Raw genomic sequence first — 6695 nt, forward strand, 5'->3', positions numbered from 1 at the left:
AGCACGCCAATCAGGGCGGTCGTGACCAGCACTTCGATGAGCGTGAGTCCCTTCATCGACTTGGGTGTGGCTGCAGTACGTTCTACGGCACAGATATACATCGGTGCACTGTACCGACCAGCCCTTCGTCGTTGGCTCCTGAGCCGACAGATTGGTCAACGTGGACGACCAGCGGCAAAAAGTTCGCTTATTGGCGACTATGCCGCTGCGTGTCAGCGCTTCACCTCGTCCACCAACGCCCGGAACTCATCGATGTCTTCAAAGCTTCGGTACACGCTGGCAAAACGGATGTAGGCCACTTTGTCGAGTTTCTTCAACTCGCGCATGACCATTTCACCCAGGCGGGTGGCGGGTACTTCGCGGGCGCCGAGGTTGAGCAATTTTTCCTCGATGCGCTCGATGGCGGCATCGACCTGCTCGGTGCTGACAGGTCGTTTGCGCAGCGCCAGCGCAAACGATGCGCGCAATTTGGCCGGCACGTAGTCGACGCGCCGGCCGTCTTTCTTCACCACGGCCGGAAAGCTCACTTCCGGCCGTTCGTAGGTGGTGAAGCGCTTTTCGCAGTGTCCGCACTGCCGGCGCCGGCGGATGAAGTCCGCGTCTTCAGAGACCCGGGTCTCAACGACCTGGGTCTCCAGATGACCGCAGAACGGACATTTCACTTGTAGACCGGGAAGCGGGCCGTCAGAGCATTGACTTTGGCGCGCACGGCTTCGATGTTGGCCGGGTCGCGCGGGTTGTCCAGCACGTCGGCGATCAGGTTGGCCGTGATGCGGGCTTCTTCGTCCTTGAAGCCGCGGGTGGTCATGGCCGGGGTGCCAATGCGCACGCCGCTGGTCACCATCGGCTTTTCCGGGTCGTTGGGAATCGCGTTCTTGTTGATGGTCATGTGGGCACTGCCCAGCACGGCTTCGGCTTCCTTGCCGGTGATGCCCTTGGCGCGCAGATCCACCAGCATGACGTGGCTCTCGGTACGGCCAGACACGATGCGCAGGCCGCGCTGGGTCAGCGTCTCGGCCACGATCTGGGCGTTCTTCACGACCTGCTGCTGGTAGGCCTTGAATTCGGGCGCCAGCGCTTCCTTGAAGGCGACGGCCTTGGCGGCAATGACGTGCATCAGCGGGCCGCCCTGCAGGCCCGGGAAGATGGCGCTGTTGATCGCCTTCTCGTGTTCGGCCTTCATCAGGATGATGCCGCCGCGCGGGCCACGCAGGCTCTTGTGGGTGGTGGAGGTCACCACATCGGCGAACGGCACCGGGTTGGGGTACACGCCCGCGGCGATCAGGCCGGCGTAGTGGGCCATGTCGACCATGAAGATGGCGCCGACCTCGCGGGCCACGCGGGCGAACCGCTCGAAATCGATGCGCAGCGCATAGGCCGAGGCACCGGCGATGATCAGCTTGGGCTTGGTCTCGCGCGCCTTGGCTTCCATGGCCTCGTAGTCGATGGCTTCGTTCTTGTCCAGGCCGTAGCTCACGACGTTGAACCATTTGCCCGACATGTTCAGCGGCATGCCGTGGGTCAGGTGACCGCCTTCGGCCAGGCTCATGCCCATGATGGTGTCGCCGGGCTTGAGGAACGCCAGGAACACGGCTTCGTTGGCCGAGGCGCCGCAGTGCGGCTGCACGTTGGCGGCGTCGGCGCCGAAGAGTTGTTTGACGCGATCGATGGCCAGTTGCTCGGCCACATCCACATATTCACAGCCGCCGTAGTAGCGCTTGCCGGGGTAGCCCTCGGCGTATTTGTTGGTGAGCTGGCTGCCCTGGGCGGCCATGACGGCTGGAGAGGCGTAGTTCTCGCTGGCGATCAGCTCGATATGGTGTTCCTGCCGGGCGTTTTCCAGCTGGATGGCCTTGAACAGCTCGGGATCGGTTTGTTCGATGAGGATGTTGCGGTCGTACATGGTTTGGCAGTCTCTGGAGATGTGGACCCCACGCACTCGGGACGAGCGGCAGGGACTGCCCAGGCGAACGGCTGATCACCCGGCGGTCGGGCGGTGCACTTCCCAGTGGTTGTTCCGACCGGCGGGTCGGAGGGCCACGTCAGCGCCGCCAGCGGAGGTTCCGCTGTGCGCCTATCGCCAGTCGTGCACTGATGTAGTTTAGCCGAGGGCCGCATGCCCCGGTGCGGGTCCGGGGCGGGCCAAGCGGCTGGCGATCAGGAGCTGGAGAGCGCGCTGTCCGGAGCCGGTGCCGTCATGGGCAACGATGTGGGGCGAGGGGCTGCCTCGGGTTCCAGAAGGCCGGTCTGGGTGGGAAGGTCCATGCTGGGTTCGATCGGCGCAGACGCCGGGGCCGCGGTGTACACCGGGAAGCTGGTGGGCATGGGCTTGCCCAGTGCCACGCTCTGGATGCGCAGGTGCTCGGACATCACCTTGTTGATGTAATCAGCGCCGTCGCTGGTGACCGCGCCGACGTACAGACGCAAGCCGCCTTCGACGGATCCGGCCTGCTTGATGGCGTCCTGCAGCACTTTCACGCCCACGCGCAGGTTGGATACCGGATCGAACGCGGCCATGTGGCCGCCAAAGTTCTCGTACTTGTCGGTGTGCACACGGGTGAGCACCTGCATCAGGCCCTGCGCGCCGACCGGGCTTTGCGCGTAGGGATTGAAGCGTGATTCGATGGCCATGACCGCCAGGATCAGGGTGGGGTCCAGGCGCTGTTTCTGGCCGATGGTGAAGGCCTCGGCCACGAGCACGCTGAGGGGTTCGGGCGCGACGCGGTATTTGCGGCTGAGCCACTGGGCCACATTGGCCTGGGCCTTGGGCAGCTCGGCCGGGTCGAGCGTGCTCACGCGCTCGGTGGCCATGGGGTCCTCGATCGGCGTCGCCTGCGCCAAAGCGCTGACGTCCTGGCGCTGCAGCAACCAGCCCAGCAACTGCTGCTCGGCATCGGCGCGCAGGTCGGCGCGGGCCACAAGGGTGATCACGGCCACCACGATGGCCGTACCGAGCATGGCCATGCCATTGTGGCTGACGTCCAGGAAGCCCTTGTACACATCGGTCAGGGCGGTTTTCAGGGGGGTGACCGGGGACCGCTGGGCGGTGCCGGTGCTGGGGGATCTCGCTGTCATGTTGTCTCTCCGTTCAGGGCTGCACCGGCCGGTGGGCCAAAGCAGTTGGATTGGGGGGACGCCATCGACGCCAGGGCCTCTTGGGCCTGCAGAGCGTCGAATTAGCCGGAATCGGCAGCGCTGGGGTTTACCCGGGGAGGGGGTCAACCGGCGCGAATGGTAGGGGCAGTCAAATACCTAGTCAATGTTTTAGATTTGATTTTTAAGATCTATTGGTAATGAAGATGTGCGCGGTACGGCCGATCATGGGCGTGGAGCGGTGGTCTGCCCAGTGTGGGCGCGGTTGTGGCGAACGTGCTGGCGAGTCGACCGTCTGTCGGCTGGGTACCACCGTTGACGTCGAAACGTCGGCTAGCCAGAGGGTTTGAATGGGCCAACTCTCTGTGATTGAAATTCCCCATGGGTCACTGCGGCCCGGTGTCTTGATCAGCGGGATGGAGCGGAGTAACCTGCAGCTGTCTGCTTCAGTGCAGGCATCAACCGGTTCAACGGTCCGTCCGTGCTCCGGTACCCAACGGGAGCAATCTGTTGCTTCCAGGCTGGAGAGACATCCAACTCCCTCCGCCAAAACCGACGGCAAGTGCACTACGCCCGCCGTCAACCCCGACAGGCTCAGCCTGTCGGGGTTTCTTATTTCTGGGGTGCTGGTTTTGCTCTCGCTCGCTGGGGTGTGATGACGCGATGGGCTTCGGCGACACTGGTGGCATGGACGCTGAACGCTCTGAATCTTTATCCACCGCTTCCCTTGTGACGTCGCGCGCAGGGCGTAGGCGACGCCGCCTCTTCGTTGCGCTGGCGGTGCTGTTGGGCCTGTGGGCGCTCGCCTGGCTGGGTGGACCGCCGCTGCTGAAGTGGCAGCTGCAGAAACAGGCCAGCCAGGCGCTGGGCCGCACCGTCACCGTGGACCACGTCGATGTTCGTCCCTGGTCGCTGGAGCTGGAGGTCACGGGCCTGAAGGTGGCCGATGCCACGGGCGCTGCCGAGCAGTTTTCGCTGGCGCGCCTGTATGTGGATGCCGAGCTGCAGTCGTTGCTGCGCCTGGCGCCGGTGGTGGATGCGCTGGTGCTGGAGCAGCCGCGGCTGCGCCTGCGCCACCTCGGGCAAGGGCGGGATGACGTGGACGATGTGCTGCAGCGTCTGAACCATCCCGACCCCTCACCGCCAGGGGAGCCCCGCAAGTTCGCGCTCTTCAATCTGACGCTGACGGGGGGAGCCGTCGAGTTCGTGGACGTGCCGGTGGGCGTCACGCACCGGCTTGAGCAACTGGTGGTGCGGCTGCCGTTCCTGAGCAATCTCGATTCGCGCCGCGACGTGAAGACGCAGCCCCACCTGGCCTTCGAACTCAACGGCAGCACGTTTGATTCGTCTGGCGAGTCGGCGCCGTTCGCGGTTTCGCGCGCCACCGATCTGCAATTCCGTGTGCCGTCGCTGGACCTTTCGCCCTACCTGGCGTATTGGCCGGCGCAGTGGCCCTTGCGGCCGCAGGCCGGGTTCGTGCACCTGGCCTTGCAGCTGGCTTTTGAACAGCGCGAGACCCCCCAGGTGGTGCTGTCGGGCGATGTGGCGTTGTCGGGTGTCCGGTTGCAACAGGTCTTTGCGGGCGCTGCGCCGGCCGATGCTCTGGGGTTTGAACGCCTGGCGGTCGAGATCCGCCGGGCCGAGCCGCTGGGGCGGCAGATCCACCTGGGCAAGATCGCCTGGCAGGGGCCTCAGCTGGCGGTGTCGCGCGACCCCAAGGGTCGCCTGAACCTGCAGCGGGTGGCCGAGGGGTTCACGGCCGGCGTCCCGAAGGCGGCTGAAGCCACTCCGCCAACCCCGCCGACCGGGGCGCCCTGGCAGGTCCGTGTGGACGAGGTGATGGTCAGCGGCGCGGCCCTGCGCTGGGACGACGCCGCGGTGCAACCCCAGTCCCGGCTGGCGCTGGAAGACCTGAAGGCCACCGCGCGCGACCTGACCTGGCCCATGCAACGGCCGGTACCGTTCGAGCTGAGCACCCGGCTGGGCACCAGCAGCATGACCGTGCAAGGCAGCGCCACCCAGGCCCGTGCGCAGGCGCAGCTGAGCCTGACTCCGTTGCCGCTCAGCCCGTTTGCGCCGTACCTGGCGCAGACCTTGGCCCTGCCCCTGAGCGGGCAGGTGGCGGCCGACCTGTCGCTGGATTGGCAGGCGGCGCAGCCGGACCACCCCATGGCACTGGTGCTGGGCGCGTCCCGACTGGCGCTCAGCGATCTGGCCCTGGGTGCGCCTCGCAGCCCGCAGGCGGCCTTGCAGGCGCTGGAGGTGCAGGGCGCCCGGGTCGATCTGGCGCAACGCGCGGTGAGCATCGAGCGGCTGCAGCTCCAGCGCCCGCGGGTGCAGGTCGAACGCGACGCGCAGGGCCAGTGGTCGGTGCAGCGCTGGCTCAAGCCCGCGCCCGCCAGCGCCCCGGCCGCGGGCGCCCCCGCGGCCGGTCAGCCCTGGACGCTGGCCCTGCAGAACCTGCTGCTGGGCGAGGGCGCGGTGCAGTTCAAGGATGCGAAGCCCGCCGAAGCGGTGCAGCTGAACGTGACGGGCATCCAGCTGCAGCTGCAGAACCTGCAGCCCATGACGGCGCGGCAGGCGGCCATGCCACTGACGTTGGCGGCCAAAGTGGCCGATGCCGGCGGCGGACCGAACGAGGCAGGGCGCCTGAATTACAAGGGCGCGCTGCGCCTGCCGGCCCCCGCGCCGAGCCGCGATGGCTTGCTGGTCAAGGGGCAGCTGCAGGCCGATCACCTGCCGGTGCATGCACTGGTGCCGTACTTTGGTGAGCGTCTCAACCTCGATTTGCTGCGCGCGGACACCAGCTACCGCGGTGCGGTCGAACTGGGACTGCCCGCGGACGGACTGGCGCTGTCGCTGGCCGGCGACGTGGCGCTGGAGGACTTCCGCGCCAACACCCTGGCGCCCAGCGAAGAGCTGCTGGCCTGGAAGGCGCTGAACCTGCGCGGATTGCAGCTCGCGCTGGCGCCCGGCCAGCCGCTGCGCCTGGCGGTCAACGAGACGGTGCTCAGCGACTATTTCGCGCGGGTCATCATCAGCGAGCAGGGGCGCATCAACCTGCAGGGGCTGGTCAAGGACAGCGGAGCCCCGTCGCTGCCCGGCGGCAGTGCGACCGGCACGGTGTCCACCAGCCCGTCTGGCACCCTGACCGCTGCCGCACCGGTGGCCGTGCAGGCCGGACCTGCACCCGACATCCGTTTCGGTCCCATCAGCCTGGTCAATGGACGGGTGTTCTTTTCCGACCGATTCATCCAGCCCAACTACTCGGCCAACCTGAGCGAGCTCAGCGGTGGCCTGAGCGCCTTCAGCAACGTCAGCACGCCCGGTGGCGGCACGCCGCAACTGGCCGACCTGGCGCTGCGCGGCCGGGCCGAGGGCACGGCGGCACTGGAGATCTTGGGCAAGCTCAACCCGCTGGCCCAGCCGCTGGCGCTGGACATCCAGGGCAAGGTGCGCGACTTGGAGCTGCCGCCGCTCTCGCCGTACAGCGCCAAGTACGCGGGTTACGGCATCGACCGCGGCAAGCTCAGCGTGGACGTGCGGTACAGCGTCGCGCCCGACGGCCAGCTCAACGCCAGCAACCAGATCGTGCTCAACCA

Annotated in this window: 5 protein-coding genes and 1 riboswitch; of the genes, 1 reads left to right on the forward strand and 4 read right to left on the reverse strand. The window is 66.8% G+C overall.

Annotated elements, in window-relative coordinates:
* The 4 genes from ACR2JA_RS08180 to ACR2JA_RS08195 all read right to left on the reverse strand — a co-directional run.
* A partial coding sequence (locus tag ACR2JA_RS08180; RefSeq protein ID WP_434008604.1) for a prepilin-type N-terminal cleavage/methylation domain-containing protein occupies positions 1-101 on the reverse strand: 101 nt, incomplete at its 3' end.
* A gap of 111 nt (positions 102-212) precedes the next feature.
* Positions 213-662, reverse strand: a complete 450-nt coding sequence (gene nrdR, locus ACR2JA_RS08185) for a transcriptional regulator NrdR (protein WP_428289691.1) — start codon at positions 660-662, stop codon at positions 213-215.
* Positions 659-1903 (reverse strand): serine hydroxymethyltransferase, encoded by a 1245-nt coding sequence (gene glyA, locus ACR2JA_RS08190; RefSeq protein ID WP_434008601.1) that lies wholly within the window; start codon positions 1901-1903, stop codon positions 659-661. The genes nrdR and glyA overlap by 4 nt, the downstream gene beginning before the upstream one ends.
* A 50-nt stretch (positions 1904-1953) precedes the next feature.
* A riboswitch (ZMP/ZTP riboswitch) is annotated at positions 1954-2098 on the reverse strand.
* Between the two features lie 59 nt (positions 2099-2157).
* Positions 2158-3075, reverse strand: coding sequence for a transglycosylase SLT domain-containing protein (locus ACR2JA_RS08195; RefSeq protein ID WP_434008602.1), 918 nt, complete (start codon positions 3073-3075; stop codon positions 2158-2160).
* Positions 3076-3873: 798 nt separating this feature from the next.
* Here ACR2JA_RS08195 and ACR2JA_RS08200 point away from each other — a divergent pair.
* Positions 3874-6695, forward strand: a 2822-nt coding sequence (locus ACR2JA_RS08200; protein WP_434008603.1) for a DUF748 domain-containing protein, incomplete at its 3' end; no start/stop codon positions are given.

It is taken from the genome of Hydrogenophaga sp. (genome assembly GCF_051007235.1).
In the GTDB taxonomy this organism is placed as follows: Bacteria; Pseudomonadota; Gammaproteobacteria; order Burkholderiales; family Burkholderiaceae_C; genus Hydrogenophaga.